General features: G+C 64.5%; 16 protein-coding genes. 5 read left to right on the plus strand and 11 right to left on the minus strand.

Features of this window, described 5'->3' with window-relative positions; genetic code table 11:
* Positions 1-19: 19 nt before the first annotated feature.
* Complete coding sequence (locus RQ865_RS02235) at positions 20-856, minus strand: cytochrome c biogenesis CcdA family protein (RefSeq protein WP_311477139.1); 837 nt, start codon at positions 854-856, stop codon at positions 20-22.
* Positions 857-862: 6 nt separating this feature from the next.
* Complete coding sequence (locus RQ865_RS02240) at positions 863-1,642, minus strand: DsbA family protein (RefSeq protein ID WP_311477141.1); 780 nt, start codon at positions 1,640-1,642, stop codon at positions 863-865.
* A 516-nt stretch (positions 1,643-2,158) separates the two neighbouring features.
* Here RQ865_RS02240 and purM point away from each other — a divergent pair.
* Together purM and RQ865_RS02250 are read left to right on the plus strand one after the other, a co-directional pair.
* Positions 2,159-3,262, plus strand: coding sequence for a phosphoribosylformylglycinamidine cyclo-ligase (gene purM / locus RQ865_RS02245; RefSeq protein ID WP_311477143.1), 1,104 nt, complete (start codon positions 2,159-2,161; stop codon positions 3,260-3,262).
* A gap of 184 nt (positions 3,263-3,446) precedes the next feature.
* A complete protein-coding gene (locus tag RQ865_RS02250) occupies positions 3,447-4,595 on the plus strand; it encodes an FAD-dependent monooxygenase (RefSeq protein ID WP_311477145.1) in 1,149 nt (382 codons plus the stop codon).
* 192 nt (positions 4,596-4,787) lie between these two features.
* Here the strand turns inward: RQ865_RS02250 and RQ865_RS02255 are convergent, their stop codons facing one another.
* Together RQ865_RS02255 and RQ865_RS02260 are read right to left on the minus strand one after the other, a co-directional pair.
* Positions 4,788-5,165 carry an SdpI family protein gene (locus RQ865_RS02255; protein ID WP_311477147.1) on the minus strand — a complete coding sequence of 126 codons (378 nt, stop codon included), beginning with the start codon at positions 5,163-5,165 and terminating at the stop codon, positions 4,788-4,790.
* Positions 5,166-5,172: 7 nt separating this feature from the next.
* Entirely contained in the window at positions 5,173-5,388 is a 216-nt protein-coding gene (locus RQ865_RS02260; protein ID WP_311477149.1) for a DUF3073 domain-containing protein, read from the minus strand.
* Between the two features lie 166 nt (positions 5,389-5,554).
* Between RQ865_RS02260 and RQ865_RS02265 the strand changes: the two genes are divergently transcribed.
* Entirely contained in the window at positions 5,555-6,688 is a 1,134-nt protein-coding gene (locus RQ865_RS02265) for an NAD(P)-binding domain-containing protein (protein ID WP_311477151.1), read from the plus strand.
* Positions 6,689-6,715: 27 nt separating this feature from the next.
* On the opposite strand, the gene RQ865_RS02270 is transcribed toward RQ865_RS02265, so the two are convergent.
* From RQ865_RS02270 to RQ865_RS02285, 4 genes are all read right to left on the minus strand, one after another.
* Positions 6,716-7,081 (minus strand): CrcB family protein, encoded by a 366-nt coding sequence (locus RQ865_RS02270; protein WP_311477153.1) that lies wholly within the window; start codon positions 7,079-7,081, stop codon positions 6,716-6,718.
* Complete coding sequence (locus RQ865_RS02275) at positions 7,078-7,521, minus strand: CrcB family protein (RefSeq protein WP_311477159.1); 444 nt, start codon at positions 7,519-7,521, stop codon at positions 7,078-7,080. The genes RQ865_RS02270 and RQ865_RS02275 overlap by 4 nt, the downstream gene beginning before the upstream one ends.
* Positions 7,522-7,681: 160 nt before the next feature.
* The gene (locus RQ865_RS02280) at positions 7,682-8,413 is read right to left on the minus strand and encodes a PadR family transcriptional regulator (protein ID WP_311477161.1); all 732 of its coding nucleotides are present in this window, start codon (positions 8,411-8,413) and stop codon (positions 7,682-7,684) included.
* Positions 8,410-9,486 (minus strand): hypothetical protein, encoded by a 1,077-nt coding sequence (locus RQ865_RS02285; RefSeq protein ID WP_311477163.1) that lies wholly within the window; start codon positions 9,484-9,486, stop codon positions 8,410-8,412. The genes RQ865_RS02280 and RQ865_RS02285 overlap by 4 nt, the downstream gene beginning before the upstream one ends.
* 256 nt (positions 9,487-9,742) lie before the next feature.
* On the opposite strand from RQ865_RS02285, the gene RQ865_RS02290 reads away from it, so the two are divergent.
* Positions 9,743-12,934 (plus strand): efflux RND transporter permease subunit, encoded by a 3,192-nt coding sequence (locus tag RQ865_RS02290; RefSeq protein WP_311477165.1) that lies wholly within the window; start codon positions 9,743-9,745, stop codon positions 12,932-12,934.
* Positions 12,935-13,003: 69 nt separating this feature from the next.
* On the opposite strand, the gene RQ865_RS02295 is transcribed toward RQ865_RS02290, so the two are convergent.
* On the minus strand, positions 13,004-13,291 hold the full coding sequence (locus RQ865_RS02295) for a hypothetical protein (protein ID WP_311477167.1): 288 nt from the start codon (positions 13,289-13,291) through the stop codon (positions 13,004-13,006).
* Between the two features lie 178 nt (positions 13,292-13,469).
* On the opposite strand from RQ865_RS02295, the gene RQ865_RS02300 reads away from it, so the two are divergent.
* Entirely contained in the window at positions 13,470-13,781 is a 312-nt protein-coding gene (locus RQ865_RS02300) for an LPXTG cell wall anchor domain-containing protein (RefSeq protein WP_311477169.1), read from the plus strand.
* Between the two features lie 190 nt (positions 13,782-13,971).
* Here RQ865_RS02300 and RQ865_RS02305 read toward each other — a convergent pair whose 3' ends face one another.
* The gene (locus RQ865_RS02305) at positions 13,972-14,802 is read right to left on the minus strand and encodes an energy-coupling factor transporter transmembrane component T (RefSeq protein ID WP_311477171.1); all 831 of its coding nucleotides are present in this window, start codon (positions 14,800-14,802) and stop codon (positions 13,972-13,974) included.
* Positions 14,799-16,535 (minus strand): ABC transporter ATP-binding protein, encoded by a 1,737-nt coding sequence (locus RQ865_RS02310; protein WP_311477173.1) that lies wholly within the window; start codon positions 16,533-16,535, stop codon positions 14,799-14,801. Before RQ865_RS02310 ends, RQ865_RS02305 begins: the two co-directional genes overlap by 4 nt.
* Between the last annotated feature and the right edge of the window lie 4 nt (positions 16,536-16,539).

Consider the following 16,539-nt stretch of genomic DNA (forward strand, 5'->3'; position numbering starts at 1 on the left):
TGCTGATGGCCGGCTGGTGTTACGCATCCGTCGACTCTTCAGCAACCGCTTCAGCCCGCCGGGTTCGGGATGCAATAAGCACCGCACCAAACGCCACTGCCGCCGCAACCAACACGACCACAAGATCCGAAACACCCGCGGTCGCATCCAGCGCACCAACCTCGATCTGCTGCTGTGTGCCGATCGGCAGGAAGGCGGGCAGGTTCGCGGTGCCGTTCGACCACCACAATAAGACGCCGAAACCGATCGCGATCAAGCCCGAAATGATCGACGCCCAGTCGTTGCGCCACTTACCGATGCGCAGCTCACGCGGGCGCAGCCAGCGGCGCAGCCGCGGGCCGAGCGGCCGCCACAACAGCGAAAGCACAATCAGCGGCAACGCCATCCCGAGCGCGTAAATTGCCAGCAGCATCCCGCCATAGATTGCCGACCCACCGGTGGCGGCGACGGTCAGCACCGACCCGAGAATCGGGCCCGCACACACGCCCGCAACCGCGTACACCGCGCCGAGCAGAAACATCGCCGCGCCCGAGGTCGAATCGGTGCCGCCGCGGCTGAACCCGGGCAGCTGGATGCCGAGCACCTGCACGAGCCCGAGCGCCAACAAAATGAACACTGCGACCGCGATCAGTCTACCGCGATGCTGCAGCAGCAGGCCGCCAACCGCCCCCGCGAACAATCCCAGCGGCACGAGCGAGGTGAGCAAGCCCAGCGTAAACAGGCCCGCACGCGCCAGCAGCGTGCGCGGATCGGCGAAGGTGGTTGCGAAAAACGCGGGCAGCAGCATCACCGAACACGGGCTCAGCAGCGACAGCACACCGCCAACTAGCGCGCCTGCGAAACCGATGTCGATCATCCAGTGCTACTCCACACCCAGCCGTGCGAGCTCTTCATCGATGACCTGCTCGAAAGTTTCAAGCGGATAGGCGCCGCGCAGCGCCCCGCTATTGAGCAGGAACGTTGGAGTTGAGTTCACGCCGATCATCACGGCTTCTTCGTAGTCGGCCTGCACGAGCTGCAGCAGCTGTGGTGAGTCGAGGTCGGCTGCGAATTTTTCGAGGTTGGGGATGCCGACCTCTTTGGCGATTTCGACGAGGCGCTCGCGGGGTAGCTCGGTGTGACCGCTGCCGGTCGATTCGTTGAAGATGGCGCGGTTGTATTCGAGGAACATGCCCTGTTCGCCGGCGGCGCGGGCGGCTACCGCGGCGTCGAGCGACTGCTCGCCGAAGATGGGGGTGTCGCGCCATTCGATGCGCAGTTTGCCGGTGTCGACGTATTTTTTGATGAGTTCGGGTTGGGTTTCGGTGGCGTAGAGCGCGCAGTAGGGGCAGCGGTAGTCGCTGTATTCGATCATCACCAGCGGTGCATCCACGTCGCCGATTGCCGTGTAGTCGTCGGCATCGCGGCGGGCGAGGCCTGCAGACAGGTCGGATTGTTGCACTTGCTGGTCGGCCGGATCTTGGCCTGTTGCCTGGTCTTGCGGTGCGGTTTGGGCGACTGTGGGCTGCTGGTTGTTGATGGCGCGTTCTTGCGCGACTTCGCTGCCGGGCCCAGCGGGGCGAGCAAAAATCGCGAACACGGCGATGAGTGCCACCGCCACAATCGCGCCGACCAGCCACTTTTCACGATTCGAGAACTTCACGCTCGCATCCACTCCAGGTACCGACCCAAACCAACCTGCATTATTGCAGCCGCATCAGTGCAAGCCCAGCCCCACCGGCCGGGCCCTGTTCTGCTGTGCCTGCCTGGCCGGGTCCTGTTCTGTTGTCTCTGCCTGGGCCTGCCCCGTGCCTACAGATCCCCTGCCGATTTTTGTTTCCTGGCTGCATCCCCGTTGCGAAATTTGTTTCCTGGCTGCAGGCGCCCTGCGGAATTTTGTTTCCTGGCTGCAGAATCGGGGGTTTCTCTGAGGTGAAACGTTTCAAAGCCCGATTTTGCAGTCAAAAAACAAAAAACAGGAAACAAAAATCTGAGGCCAGGAAACAAAAATCTGCAGCAGCAGGGGGTGGCGGGGCAGGGATGCAGGCAGCGGAGATGCGGCCGGGCAGGGATGCGGCCGGGCAGGGATGCGGCGGGGCAGGGATGCAGGCAGGCTAGGCAGGGCATGCGCGCCGGCAGCAGCCGCCGACCGCCGCGCAAACCGCCTAGGCTAGAGAACATGAGCGACGACCTCTACGCATCGGCCGGTGTTGACACTGCCGCGGGCGACCGTGCAGTTGAGCTGATGAAAGCGGCGGTGAAGGCTACCCACGGGCCAGAAGTGCTTGGCGGCGTCGGCGGATTTGCCGGCATGTTCGACGCGTCAGCGCTCACTGGGATGCGTCGCCCGCTACTGGCCACATCCACCGACGGGGTGGGCACCAAGGTGGCGATCGCGCAGGCGATCGACAAGCACGACACTATCGGGCAAGACCTCGTCGGCATGGTCGTCGATGACATCATCGTGGTTGGTGCCCGGCCGCTATTCATGACCGACTACATCGCGTGCGGGCGTGTGGTTCCCGAACGCATCGCCGCGATCGTTGAGGGAATCGCCAAGGCCTGCGCCGCCACCGGCACCGCGCTCACCGGCGGCGAAACCGCAGAACATCCGGGTCTCCTCGGCGCCGACGACTACGATGTTGCCGGCGCCGCAACGGGTGTGGTTGAGGCCGATCGCGTGATCGGTGCCGAGCGCGTCAGCGACGGCGACGTGGTGCTCGCTCTCGGCGCATCCGGCCCGCATTCGAACGGATACTCGCTCATCCGCCGCATCATCGCCGACCGCGGCATCGACTATCGCGATCACGCCGCCGACTTCGGCACCAGCTGGGGTGAGGCACTGCTTGAACCGACCCGCCTCTACACCGGCGAGCTGGTGCGGGTGCTGGCGCGCCCCGAGCTTGACGGTGCTATTCACGCGCTTTCGCACGTGACCGGTGGTGGCATCGCTGCGAATCTCGCGCGCGTGCTGCCGCAGGGCTCGTGGGTGGAGCTCGATCGGTCACGCTGGTCGCCGCTGCCGGTGTTCCGCGTGCTTTGTGATCTTGCGGATGCATCGCTCGAGTCGGTCGAGGGCACCTGGAACCTTGGGGTTGGGATGTTCGCGGTCGTCTCGGTGTCGCAGGCGGATGCGGTGCTTGCGGCCTGCCGGGACGAGGGACTTGACGGTTGGATCGCCGGTGAGGTTTCGTTCGCCGAGCGCTCGTTTGACGGGTTTATTCAGGGCGCCAAGGGTGTCGACGGCGGCGCGGTGCGCCTCGTCGGCAGTTACGCCAACTAGTTCGCCGCGCCACGCGCTCGGTGTCCCGCGCGCTCTTACCCGCGCTTCGTGTGTGGGTTCGCGTCATTTGTATGTGGCAGAACACACACAATTGACGCGGAGACATACAAATGCGTGTGAGTGCGTGTGAAGCGCGCGCGAATGTGCTTGCGGAGATAGATACATGCGTGTGAAAGGGGTGGCGATGCGTATCGCTGTAATCGGCGCCGGGATTGCCGGGCTGGTCGCTGCAGCCGGGATGCAGGCCGACGGCCACGAGGTCACGGTGTTTGAGCGCCGGGATGAACCGAATCCGGCAGGTGCTGGGCTCACGCTCTTCAATAACGCCTTCGAGGCGCTTGACCTGGTGGGACTGGGTGATGCGGTTCGTAACATCGCGCGGGATGGCATCACCGGCGGCTCAATCGCCGTCTTGCGTCGCTCGCAAGGCGAGGCGACTGCATCCTGGTTGCTATCGGTGCCCGTAACCGCGGCGGCGACGATGCGCAGTGTGCATCGCGCGGCGTTGCACCATGAACTATTGGTGCATCTTCGGCCAGGCACGGTGCGCACCGGTTCTGCCGCGCTCGTCGCGGCTGACGGCACGCCGCAAGTGACAGCCAACGATCGCGATGAACAGTTCGACCTTGTAGTTGCAGCCGACGGTATTCGCAGCCAGAACCGTAGGCTTGTCGGTCTCGATACCGGCCTGCGCTATGCCGGATACACGGCTTGGCGCGGTGTGACCCAGCGGCCGGTGAGCTTTGATCTGCAGCCGGGCGAGATTTGGGCTCGGGGTCAGGTTTTTGGCATGGTTCCGCTGCTAGATGGCCGCGTCTATTGGTATGCCACACGCAATTTGCCCGAGGGGCAGCGGGCGTCGAATGAGTATGAGTTTGTTCAGCAGCAATTTGCGACTTGGCACGCCCCGGTTCGTGAGTGCATCGCGGCCACTGCCGAGGATGCGGTGATGCGTCACGATATTTACGATCTTGCGGGGCCGCTGACTACCTTTGTTTGCGGCCGCACTGTGCTGATCGGGGATGCTGCCCATGCCATGACCCCGAACCTCGGCCAGGGTGCCGGGCAGGGCATCGAGGATGCGGCAACGCTCACCTATTTGCTTCGCGATGCGGATGCAGGGGAGCTTGACACGATCTTGGCCAGATACGTACAGTTGCGAAAGCGTCGCACGAGCGTGGTGATGCGGCGTTCACGGGCGGCCGGAGCGATGGCTCAGGCTGAGCATCCATTCGCGGTCGGGTTCCGCAATGCACTCGTTCGCCTCACCCCGGGATGGGTGATGAGTGCAACGATGCAGCGTCTGCAGCGCTGGCCGAGCCCGGTTCGCTAGCGGTTGGGCGTCGCGCTCGCGCCGCGCGACTCCCAACCGCGCCCACTCGGCCTCGCCTCGCCACCCGCGCTCACCCGGACTCACTCGGTTCCGCCTTGTGTGTGGGTTCGAGTCATTTGTATGTGGTGCACCACATACAAATGACGCGGAGGCACACAAATGCGGCAAGGCGTGCGCGCGAGGCGCGCAGCGCTAGCGCTCGCCGAGCTCGCGCTGCGCCGCGCGGTGCCCCACGATAAGCTGCGCGATCGCGCCGACGAGCATGGCGGCCACGCTTATCCCCATGCACGCCAAGAAGGGCATAACAGTGTTGCCCAGCGCGCCACCGAGCGCCGCGGCAACCAGCGCGACGCCATTGCATCCGAGTGCCCACGGCCACGCGGCGCGGTGTGCCGCCTGCCAGGCGGCATCCGAAGAACGCGCCGCGGCGGTACGCACGCCAATCAACCCCGAGTAGGGGCCGAAGCGCCCGGTTGCCGAACCACGCACGGCGATCAGCGTGAGCGCGTTTCCCACCACGATGATTGCGGCGAGCAGCAGGCTCATTGTGAGCCCCGGCGGTTGCAACATGACCTAGTTAAGCGAAACGACGTTCGTTGTAGCTGTCGTAGTCGTCGGTGTCGTCTTCTTCGTCGTCGAGGTACTCTGACCACTTCGACAGCTCGTCGTCTTCTTTGTTGGCTCGCTGACCCGCGAGCTCACGCTCAAGCTGCTCATAGTCGGTCTCGGGAATGTTGTATTTGAGTTCCCGGGCGACCTTGGTGTGCTTCGCCTTCTGACGGCCACGCCCCATAGCGCGTAACCCCCCTAACAAGCATGGGCCGGTCGAGAAATGGGTCAACCGGCCGAATGAACGACAGATGCTAATGCCCGAGAAGTTTACCACGCCGTAAGATTGGCTACACACTGTAAGGCTCTCGGCGCGATTCCTAGCAGTATGACCCGGCAGGAGGCAGATTTTGACAGAACTGTATCGGTCGGTTGATGTTGCGGTCATTGGGGCTGGTGCATCCGGCCTTGCGCTCGGATATTCTCTGAGCGCGCTGGGGCTGGAGGCGATGCGCGACTACCTGATCATTGATGATCACCGGGCCGCGGGCGCCACCTGGCAGCACGGCTGGGAGTGGGCCACGGTTGACGGTTCGCTGCGGGCCGGTGAGATTGCTGACCTTCCGGGGCAGCGCGAGCTCGGTTTGGCATTTGAGGGGTTCGATGCTGACGCGCGTGCGTGCGATGTGATCCCTGAGGTGTGGACGAAATACGAGGATGCGTATGGCCTGTTTGTTGCCCACGGTGTGCGGGCGTTGCGGGTGGACGAGCATCGCCGCAACCCAGAGTTGCGCATCACGGTTGCGATGCCCGGCGGCGAGCGCCGGGTGATCGAGGCGGGTGTGGTGGTGAACGCTACCGGTAGTTGGTCGCGGCCTTTTATGCCCTGGTATCCGGGTGTTGATGATTTTGCGGGCGCACAGCTGCATATGTATCGGGTGTCGTCGTTAGACGAGCTGGCTGGTCGTCGCGTGCTGGTGGTTGGTGCCGGCCGCAGCGCGGTTGCGAGTCTGCTTGAACTTGAACGGCTGGGCGCGCAGACGGTGTGGTCGACGTTGCGTGGTCCGCAGTTTGAAGATCCTCCGCAGCTGGGGTTGCGCCGGCGGCGCGTGAGGGTGGGCGATTTGGGTTTGCGGCGGCGACAGCGGCTTGAGCGGATGGTGGAGCGCGGTAACTGGTTGCCGAGTGATGCGTCGGTGCGTGCGGTGCCGCTGACTCGTGCCGTGTATGCGGCGCAGTTGCGCGGAGTGCTGGCCTCGCGCGGGCCGCTTGTTCGGTTTGAGTCGGATGCGGTGGTGCTGGCTGATGGTTCGCGCGAGCCGATCGATGCGGTGGTGTGGGCCACTGGTGGTCGTGAGGCTACGGGGCATCTGCGGCCGTTGGGTCTGCGGGATGTGGGTGGTTCGGTGAAGGTGCGCGCGGGCTGGTCGCGTCGCGACCCGCGGGTGGGTTTTTTGACCTACGGGCCGGGGCTGAGCGCGACCGAGTCGCTTGATCGGGCGGTGGCGTTGGCAGAGTCGGCTATCGAGCGGGTGTCTGACTAGTTCTGAGCGTTTGTGTGCCGGGGCTGGTTAGGCGCGCTGGGCGATGAGGAAGCCGGCGGATGCAAGCGCCACGCAGAGCGCGAGCTGGCCGAACCCGTGGGCGGCAGCGAGAGCGAAGGCGCGCTGCCGCAGCAGTTTGTAGGTGTCGAGGCTCGCGGTTGAGAAGGTCGTGAAGCCACCACAGCCGAAGACGATCAGCAGGCTGGCGATTGATGATGGTTCAAAAATGTCGGCACCGAAGTATCCGAGCAGGAACGAGCCGAGCGCGTTGATGAGCACGATCGATAGCGCCGGATGCATTCTGGCGCGCTCTTGGAGGAGCGTGTCGAGAATGTAGCGCAGTGCGGCACCGAGGCCGCCGCAGGCTGCAAATAGCAGGAGGATGGCGATCATCGGGTGTGCTCGCTTCTTCTTCGGGTGTTGCCGAATCGCCAGCCGAGTGCGGTGGCGCCGAGCCCGATCACGACAGTGGCGAGGGCGGCTGTGAGGGCGGTGACGCTTTGGGCGGTGAGGTCGGTGGCTGCAGCGACGGCGATTGTGGCGTAGGTGGTGAATCCTCCGCATAGACCGGTGCCGAGGGCGAGTTGCCAGCGGGTGGGTACCGCTTGGGCGGTTACGAAGGCGAGTGTGAATGCTCCGACGATGTTGATGGTGAAGGTGATCAGCAGGCTCGATTCGGTGGATGTTTCGAGCGTGATCAACAGCTGACGCAGTAGCGCTCCCACGGTGCCGCCGGCGAATACGAGGCCGGCGTTGCGTAATAGCTGCGGCAGCGGGGTGATTTCGCGGGCTGCGGCCCGCTCGTTGGCGGCGTCGGGGTTGTTGGGATGCACGTGTTCAACATACCGTCGCTCACCGCCAAGTGACCCTGTTATTGCGGAGTGACCCTGCTATAGCAGGGTCATTTGGCGGTAACAGGGTCACTTGCTGGTGATGCGTGGATGGGGATGCGGGCGCGTTGGGTGTTGAAGTCGGCGCCTTGCAGCGTGGCCGTTAGCGACGGTGGATGCCCACCTGTTCGGCGAATCGGCGGGCGTGTTTGCCGAGGCTGTGGCCGAGGTCGGTGACCGCCTCGCTGATGAGCGATCCTGAACGAGCCGCGAGCCGTGCATCCTGGCGCACATCCTGACGGAACTGCTGCAGGATCTGATCTACCTGCCGCACGAGATCGTCTGGGGTTGGTTGCGGGCCGGTGTTGGCCGCGGTGTGCGCGGTGGTGTTGCCGTCACCGCCAGCGTCACCGTCACCGCCAGCGTCACCGGCACCGCCAGCGTCACCGTCACCGCCAGCGTCACCGGCACCGCTAGTGCTTTCGGTGGCGGCAGTCGCGTCCGAGCGCAATTCGCTTGCCAACCAGTCGAGTTCGCTGCGCAGCGCCAGCCGCGCCTGCATCAGCCCATCGCGTGCCGAATCGGCTTGGGGTGCAATCGACTCGGCCGATTCGGCGATGATCTGTGCAAACTCGTCGGCGCGTTCATCCACTTCTGACTGCCCGTCGGGGGTGATTGCATACACCGTTTTGCGGCCATCGTTGTGCTTGGTGACCAGGCCCTCGCTTTCGAGTTTGGCCAGGCGCGGGTAGATGGTGCCGGCGCTCGGCGCGTAGCTGCCGTTGAACAGGTCGCTGAGCTCTTGAATGAGCTCGTAGCCGTGCTGCGGCCGGCGGGCGATGAGCGTGAGCAGCACTAGGCGAAGCTGGCCGTGTCGGAATTTCGGGGGAGTCATTCGTTACCTCCTGCGGTCTGCGTCTGGCCGGGTTCAAACGGTTGGTGGCCGGATGCGCGCGACTGGTCGTCGGTGTCGCTCGCCTTGGCCTCGCCAGCTGCTGCCGATGGTGCTGCTTCGGGTTCAGTGTTGTGGATGCGGGTGAGTTTCGGTGCCGAGTCGAGATCGACATTCACCGGATCGGTGATTCGGTATGCCGCGGCGGTGTTGTCGGCTTCAGTGTTCGTGCTTTCGGAATCAGCCACGCCGTGGGCGCTGTCGGCACCGGATGCATCCGGCCAATTGCCGCCTTCGCGCAGCACCACCAGGCGTCCGGTGGCGGTTGACAGGCGCAGCTTCGTGGTGGCAGTTTCGGCATCGCCGACTCGCTCGGTGCGACCACGCAGTGGTTCGAGCACGGTGCTGCCGAGCTGGGCGCGGCCGGTGACGGCGGTCACCTCAGCAACGGGCGTAACGTCGGCGGGAAGGCGCACGGTGGTGGCGCCCGAGACGCTGATGTTGCTGATGCGGCTGGGAATCGAACCCGACACATCCACCACGGTGGAGCCCGAGATGGTGTTGCCGTTGAACTCGGTGATCGGTCCGGTGACGGTGACATCACCCGAGGCGGTGCGGGTGTCGACCGCGCCGCTGTGTCCGCGCACCGATAGCTCGCCGGTTGCCGAGGTGAGGGTGAGTTTGCCGGCGGTGTTGTCGCAGAAGTGTTCGCCGCCGAGCGTGGTGATGGCCACATTGCCGTGCACGCCGACCGTTAGCACATTGGCGCTGGTGGCTTTGACGTTGACCTCAACCTGGGTGGGTACGAGCACGCTCACGCGCACTTTGGGGTTGTCGAGGATGGCGCGGGCTGAGCTGCCGAGTTCGTTCCAGCGCAGCTGTGGGTGGTTGATGAGCAGCACATCGCCTTCGAGTGCGACGCGCAGGTCGGCGCCCTCTACTGCCGATACTTCGACGCGGCAGGTGGGTTCGTCGTGGGCGATGATGTCGATTGATCCCTGCATGAGGTTCGCGCGAACGTGGCGAACCACTTCGAGGTCGATGGTGGTTGGGGAGCTGATGAGCCACTGTTCCATGTCGAGTCCAACTTTCTGTTTGGGATGCCGGCTATGGGTGGGCGAGTCGCGGTTGCGATATATCTCGTCTTTGAAAGTAGCGGGATGCGCTGCAAAACACAAGATATATCGCGAAATATTCTCGTGGCTGGTGATGGTTATCTCGCACCGTATCCGGTGACAAACCGCGAGCCACCTTGCCCGCTGCCGCCCAAATCCACCGCGAGGATGATTCCCGCCCTGGTCACGCAGGCACCGCTCATGCAACACTGAGCGAGTGCGTCGTCTAGCAAAACTCTCTCTTGCCAACCGAGCTCTCATCGCGCTCATCACCCTCGCGATCGCGTTTTTTGGGGTGGTCACCCTCAACTCGCTCAAACAGGAGCTCATCCCCTCAATCTCGCTGCCGCAGGTGAGCGTCATGACCACCTACCAGGGCGCCTCGCCCGAGATCGTCGACGCCGATATTTCCGCCAAGATCGAGACCGCCCTGCAGGGGCTGCAGGGGCTTGAAAGCACCACCACCGAGTCGAGCTCGGGCCGCTCGGTCGTCACCGCCAAATTCAGCTACGGCACCGACCTCGTCTACGCCGAACAGCGCATCCAGCAGGCGGTCAACCGCATCCGCTCCGATCTGCCCGACGATGTCGACCCAACGGTGCTCTCGGGCAGCTTCGACGATCTGCCGGTCGTGCAGCTCGGCGCCACCGGCGGCGACGAAGCCGAACTCGCCGAACACCTGCACAACTACGTCGTGCCAAAACTTCGCGAACTCGACGGTGTGCGGGGCGTCGTCATCACCGGCGACCAACCCGACCGCATCTCGATCACGCCACGCGACAGCGATATGACCGCCAACGCGGTGGCGATCGCCGACATCACCGACGCACTCGAAAACGCCGGGGTGCTCATCCCCGCCGGGCAACTCACCGAGGGCGACAACACGCTCACGGTGCAGGCCGGAAACCTGATCAACGACGCCACCGACCTCGGCAAAATCGCCCTCAAACCCGACCGGCTCGACCCCGCGAGGCTCATCACCCTCGCCGATGTTGCCGATGTCGAGCTCGAACCCTCACCCAAGACCACCGTCTCGCGAGTTAACGGCGAAGACGCCCTGACGATCTCAGTCACCAAACGTCCCGCCGCCAACACGGTCGAGGTATCGAATGCGGTCGCCGAGCTGCTTCCCGAACTCAACGAGCTCGTACCCGACGGGTCGAAACTCGAGATCGTTACCGACCAGGCCCCGTTCATCACCCAATCAATCGACACGCTTGTCACCGAGGGCCTACTCGGACTCGCGTTCGCGGTGCTCGTGATTTTTGTGTTCCTGCTGTCGGTGCGCGCGACACTGGTCACCGCGATCTCAATTCCCACATCGCTGCTGGTGACTTTCATCGCGATGCGATTCGCCGACTACTCGCTCAACATCCTCACCCTCGGCGCGCTCACCATCGCCATCGGCCGCGTGGTCGACGACTCGATCGTGGTGGTCGAAAACATCCGCCGACACCTGCAGCTGCATCCAACCGCCACCCTGCGCCCGGCCGAACGCGCGCGCGTGGTTGGCGGGGCAGTGGGCGAGGTGGCCACCGCCATCACCGCATCCACTATCGCCACCGTGGCCGTCTATCTGCCGATCGTGTTTGTTGCCGATGTCACCGGTGAACTTTTCCGGCCCTTCGCGCTCACCAGCACCATCGCGATGCTCGCATCCCTGATCGTTTCGCTTACGATCGTGCCAGTGTTGGCCTATTGGTTCCTCGCGGGCGGTCGATTGCGCGCCGCGGCACAACCGCAAAAAACCGCTAAACACGCGGCCGAAAACGATGATGTGCGCGGCGAGAACGACCCCGACGACGAACCCACCAACTGGCTGCAGCGCGCCTATGCGCCGGTGCTGCGCTTCGCCATTCACCGCCCGGCGGTGGTGCTCATCGTGGCCGCGCTGGTGCTCGTTGGCACCTTCGCCGCGGCGCCGCTGATGAAAACCAACTTCCTCGGCTCATCGGGGCAAGAGAGCTTCAGCATTCGGCAAACACCACCCGCCAACGCATCCCTGGCAAATATGGGCGAATACGCCGAACGGCTCGAGAATGAAATCAACCAGGTCGACGGCATCAAGACCGTGCAGCTGAACTATGGTGACGACGAACTCGCGTCGATGCTCGGCATGAGCTCCGGCAATATCCGCTGGGTCATTGTCACCGAACCGGGCGCCAACCCCGACGCCATCGAGCAGGAGCTGCGCGACCGCGTTAACGCCCGCGACGACCTCGGCGAAGTGGCCGTCGGTGTTGAAGCCGGCGGATTCAGCGACGGGCTCTCGGTGCGGGTTTCGGCACCCGAACGCGACCAGCTTGATGAAGCGGTCAAGGCTGCCGCCAGCACGATCGAATCGGTCGACAGCGTGCAATCGGTACACAGCGGGCTGGATGAAACCCGCCCGTTCATCCGCATGGATATCGACCGAGCGGCCGCGATGCAGTACGGCCTGAACGAGGTCGCGGTGGGCGGTATGGTCGCCCAGGCACTGCAGCCGGTGCCGATCGGTTCGGTGATGATGGACGGCACACAGGTGCGAATGTACCTCGTTGGCGACACCGAGCCGCCGACCTCGGTTGACGAACTGCGCAACCTCGAACTGCAGCTTGGGTTCACCACGCTTCCGCTGCACGAACTGGCCGATATCGAGGTGGTTGATGGTCCGGTGGCGGTCACCGCCGCATCCGGCACCCCCTACACCACACTCGAGGTGGCCAGCAGCAGCGACAATCTCGGTGCGCTCAGCGGCGAAATCGAGCGGGCGCTCGCGAATGCCGACCTGCCCGACGGGGTCACAGCCGAACTTGCCGGTTCGGCTGCCGACCAGCGCACCGCCTTCGAACAGCTCGGCCTGGCGCTGCTCGGAGCTGTGCTGATTGTGTACATCGTGATGGTGGCCACGTTCGGCAGCCTGCTGCAGCCGCTGCTGCTGCTTGTGTCGGTGCCGTTTGCCGCTACCGGGGCGATCTTGCTGCAGGTGGTCACCGGTATTCCGCTGGGCGTGGCTTCGCTGATCGGTGTGCTGATGCTCATCGGCATCGTGGTCACGAACGCCATCGTGCTGGTGGACCTGGTTAATCAATACCGCGGCAGGGGGAAGGATGTAGACGGCGCCACTTTTGCCGGCGCGTCACGACGTGTGCGGCCGATTGTGATGACGGCGCTGGCGACCATCCTCGCGCTCACCCCGATGGGGCTCGGGATCACCGGCCACGGCGGGTTCATTTCGCAGCCAATGGCGGTGGTGGTGATCGGCGGTCTGCTCTCGTCAACACTGCTGACACTGCTGGTGCTGCCGGCGCTATATGTGGCGGTGGAGCGGCCGCTGGCTAGGCGCGCGGTGCGGCGTGCCGAGCGTAACGAGCAGCGCATCGCGGCCGCGGGACTTGAACCGGATGCATCCACAGCCGGTTCGCTGTAGTTGGCGGTTCGGTGCAGCTGGTGAGAATGTCGACGGCGCGCCGCCTGTGTAGCAGCGGTGCGGTCGCGATCAGCCGAGCGTTGTCATCGCGATCACGGCAGCGGCGATGCCCGCTAAAGCGATGAGCGCCCACTGCGTCGTTGCTTTACTGTGTAGCAAACGGCGTGCTTGACGGGGCTGGCTGAGTGTCACCTCCCGCCAAACTCCGCCCAAGCGCCACCATGCCCAAGCGGTTACCAGGAGCCCTGCGCCGGTGATCCAGAACTGCCACTGCGCCATCACGATCGCCGTTACGAACTGGAGTGCGGCGATAACGGCGAACAACACGGCGATGATCCGCCCCACTACCAGCAGCATTTTGCGTCACCTCCAGTCGTGACGAACCTCGAGTGCGGACGCCGAAAACAACGGCGAGCACGCTACATACTACGGGGTGTGACAATTTTTGGTCACGCCCCATTCATCTTGATGTAACCTGCTGATTGGTCGGCTTACCGATGATGCTAACCATCACCGGATCTATCGAGGAGTTTTTGTGCGTTCATCCCGCCGTATACCAGTTTTTCTTGCGACTGCCGCGCTAGCAGCGAGCGCGCTGCTCGTGCCCGCAACTGTCGCCTCAGCCGCTGAATTTGCCGGGAGCCTTCCCGCCACCGGGGCGCAGGACATGTCCTGGGTGCTCTGGGTTGCTGGTGCGCTCGTCGTTGCCGGTATCGTGCTGTTCGCACTGCGCCGCCGCGGTGGCGGCGATGCCGCGAACGAGGTCGGGGATGACCCGATTGCCGGTGGCGCTGCCGGTGCCGCAGCCGATAGTGACACACCTGAGGGCCCGGCTGGCAACAACTAGCCGACCGCACACACGCTCTGCGGGCGGGGACGAACCAAGTGTCGTCCCCGCCCCGTGCTTTTGGGTGCCTACCCCGCCCTGCGCATCCCGGCCCATCTCGGGAAATGGCACCGCAATCGACAAATGGCACCGGCATAACGGTGCCATTTAGCAGCTGCGGTGCCATTTAGTGGGAAAGTGTGCGCGAAGGTCAGCTCGCGAGCAGTGCTCCGGCAATGAAGGCCGCGGCATAGGCACCGAGCAGCCCGGCACCAAACCACCAATCGCGGGCGCGCAGCGGCACCGGGTGGCGCTCGGTGCGCCACGAGCGGTAACCGAACCCGCGCGCATCCATCGCCAGCGCCACCCGATCGGCATGCCGCAGCGCCGCCGCCATCAGCGGCACCAGCGTCGCCAGCTGTCTACGTATCCGTGCGCCTAATCCCGGGCCGGTGCCGATACCGCGCGCCCGCTGTGCCTTGCGGATCGTGTGCAGCTCGCGTCGAAAACGTGGCACAAACCCGAAAGCCGCGACTGCCGCGTATCCGAGCCGGTATGGGATGCGCAGCTGCTGCACCGAGGCCCGAATCAGGTCGGTGCCGGCGGTAGTGAGCCCGCTCAGCAGTGCCAGCACAACAATCGCCGCCAGGCGTGCCGACGTGATCAGCCCCGACACCAGCGCGCCGAATCGAAACTCGTAGGTGCCGATCGCGAAGATCAGCGGCGTATCAGCCACTCGCGCCGGGTCGACCCACAGGCCGATCGTCACCGCGAGCACCAGTGTCACCGCCGGGATCCCCAGCAGCAGCACCAGCCACATCCGGCCGCTCAGCTGGGCACCGGTTACCAGCAGCAGTATGGTGATTGCGCCCACCAGCAGCGGGATGTACAGATCGTTCGTGAAAAACAGCGCCACGAGCGTCAGGGTGGTGGGGATGAGTTTTGCCAGCGGATGCAGGCGATGCAGATAGGGCAACCCAAACTGTTCGGCCTGGCGCACAGTGGGCCGCTCGATCGGTGCGTGGCGATGGTGCAAGCTCACTGCGACTCACGCTCCGCGGCAAGATCAACCAGCTGCCGCATCCGATACATTCCCCGCAGCGGCGCGGGCGCCTGCGCAAACACCCGCGCGAGCGGCGGCATACCAAGCCCAACCTCCTCGAGCACGCGCGATTTCAGCACCTCGGAAATCGGCCCGGCGGCGGCGATGCGGCCAGCTGCCAGCACAATCAGGTGATCGGCATACTCGGCCGCAAGTTGCAGATCATGGGTGGCCATAACCACGGTCGTACCGCTGTCGTTGAGCTGCTGCAGCACCGACACCAGTTCGCTGGCGCGGTCGCGGTCTTGCCCGTAGGTGGGTTCGTCAAGGATCAGGCACTGCGCGCCCGACACCAGCGCGGTTGCCACCGAGAGTCGGCGTTTTTGACCACCCGAAAGCAAAAACGGGTGCTGGTCGGCATACTCGGTGAGCCCAAACCGACGCAGCGACTCGGTAACAAGCGGCGCCAGCTCGGCGTCGGTCATGCCTCGCGCGCGCAACTCGAGTGCCAGCTCATCGGCAACGGTGGTGGCTAAGAACTGGTGCTCGGGGTTTTGAAACACATAGCCGAGAGTTTCTCGCAGCTGGGGGCCGTGCAACCGGTGCACATCGTGTTGGGCCACCGACACGGTGCCGGGCGGTGGCGGTTCGATTCCGGCAATTGCCTGTAACAGCGTCGTTTTACCGGCACCGTTGGGGCCGAGTACCGCCACGAACGCACCGCGCGGTATCTCGACACTCACCGGGCCCAGCAGCTGCCTACCGCCGCGGGTGACGCGCAGCTGCCGCACTGTGATTAGCGGCGCGGTAGTGACGGGTTCTGGCGTGGGCGGCTCAACTGGTTCGGGCGCACTCACATCCGAGAGTGCGCGCTCAAGCTGGGTTGCGAGCTCGGTGAGCGAAAGCGGCTGCGCCACCGGCAGGCCGGCCTTTTGTAGCTGTTCGGCGGCAAGACTTGCTAGCGGCCGCCAAACACCGAGCTCATCGAGCAGCGCGGCGTGGTCGACAAACACTTCTTCGGGGGTGCCGGTGCACACTTCGCGGCCCTGCTGATTGAGCACGAGCACCCGGTTGACGATGCGCAGCGCCTCGTCGAGGTTGTGTTCGACCAGCGCGATACCAAACTCGCCAGAGGCGGCCAGTTCGGCCAGTACGTCGTACACCTCGCTGGCACTGCGCGGGTCGAGGTTGGCAGTGGGTTCATCGAGCACGAGCAGCGGCGAGCCCTGCGCGATCGCGGCGGCGATTGCCAGGCGCTGTTTTTCTCCGCCCGATAGCACATCGGGGTGTTCGTCACGCCGTTCCCACAGTCGCACCCGTCGCAGCGCGTGTTCGATTCGCCGCTCGATCTCTGCGGCGGGCACTCCGAGGTTTTCGGCACCGAACGCCACCTCATCCATCACCGTGGTGGTGACGATTTGTGCATCTGGGTCTTGAAACACCATCGCGACCCGGGCGGCGGGTTCGCGTGCCGGCAGCTCGCTGATGCGCTCGTTGCCGAGCCACACCTCGCCCTCGACTTTGGCCGAGATGCTGTTGGGAATGAGCCCGCTCAGCGCCAGGGTGAGGGTGGATTTACCGCATCCGGAGGGGCCGAGCACCAGCACCACATCGCCGCGCGCAACTTCGAGTGAGACACACTGCGGCGCGGTGCGGGGGCTGTCGAGATGGGTGACGGCGAGTGAATGGATGCGCGCCAGCGGCGCGGTGTGGGGTGTGGATGCGTGCTGCAACTTT

Source organism: uncultured Gulosibacter sp., assembly GCF_963509965.1.
Lineage (GTDB): Bacteria > Actinomycetota > Actinomycetes > Actinomycetales > Microbacteriaceae > Gulosibacter.

What these genes read in the sequence shown, in the direction of transcription:
- RQ865_RS02235 (WP_311477139.1), bottom strand. Translation starts at nt 856, where the DNA reads ATGATCGACATCGGTTTCGCAGGCGCGCTAGTTGGCGGTGTGCTGTCG.
- purM (WP_311477143.1), top strand. Translation starts at nt 2,159, where the DNA reads ATGAGCGACGACCTCTACGCATCGGCCGGTGTTGACACTGCCGCGGGC.
- RQ865_RS02250 (WP_311477145.1), top strand. Translation starts at nt 3,447, where the DNA reads ATGCGTATCGCTGTAATCGGCGCCGGGATTGCCGGGCTGGTCGCTGCA.
- RQ865_RS02255 (WP_311477147.1), bottom strand. Translation starts at nt 5,165, where the DNA reads ATGTTGCAACCGCCGGGGCTCACAATGAGCCTGCTGCTCGCCGCAATC.
- RQ865_RS02260 (WP_311477149.1), bottom strand. Translation starts at nt 5,388, where the DNA reads ATGGGGCGTGGCCGTCAGAAGGCGAAGCACACCAAGGTCGCCCGGGAA.
- RQ865_RS02270 (WP_311477153.1), bottom strand. Translation starts at nt 7,081, where the DNA reads ATGATCGCCATCCTCCTGCTATTTGCAGCCTGCGGCGGCCTCGGTGCC.
- RQ865_RS02280 (WP_311477161.1), bottom strand. Translation starts at nt 8,413, where the DNA reads ATGACTCCCCCGAAATTCCGACACGGCCAGCTTCGCCTAGTGCTGCTC.
- RQ865_RS02285 (WP_311477163.1), bottom strand. Translation starts at nt 9,486, where the DNA reads ATGGAACAGTGGCTCATCAGCTCCCCAACCACCATCGACCTCGAAGTG.
- RQ865_RS02295 (WP_311477167.1), bottom strand. Translation starts at nt 13,291, where the DNA reads ATGCTGCTGGTAGTGGGGCGGATCATCGCCGTGTTGTTCGCCGTTATC.